Annotated in this window: 1 protein-coding gene; it reads left to right on the top strand. The window is 62.6% G+C overall.

Annotation, left to right across the window (positions count from 1 at the left end):
- Nucleotides 1–63 precede the first annotated feature (63 nt).
- The coding region (locus AM231_RS20370; protein WP_207383657.1) for a phosphopantetheine-binding protein at nucleotides 64–305 on the top strand (242 nt) is incomplete at its 3' end.

Genomic DNA, 305 nt, shown 5'->3' with positions numbered 1-305 from the left:
GGCAAGGTGGACCGGAAGGCGCTGCCGGAGCCGCAAGGGCTGGTGCAGGCGGGAAGTGAATACGTGGCGCCGCGAAGCGAGACGGAAGCGAAGCTGGCGGCAATTTGGCAGGACGTGCTTGGCCTTTCGCAGCCAGTGGGCATCCGGGATGATTTCTTTGAGCTGGGCGGCCATTCACTCAAAGCGACACAGCTGGTATCGCGCATCCAGAAGCAATTGGACGCGAGCGTGCCGCTGGGCGAAGTGTTCGCAAGCCCGACAGTAGAGGAGCTTGCGGGGTATTTGGAAGTGGCGGCGGTCAAGGA

The organism is Paenibacillus solani, assembly GCF_001277345.1.
Lineage (GTDB): Bacteria > Bacillota > Bacilli > Paenibacillales > Paenibacillaceae > Paenibacillus_AQ > Paenibacillus_AQ solani.
This window is presented reverse-complemented; position numbering and strand designations above follow the sequence as displayed.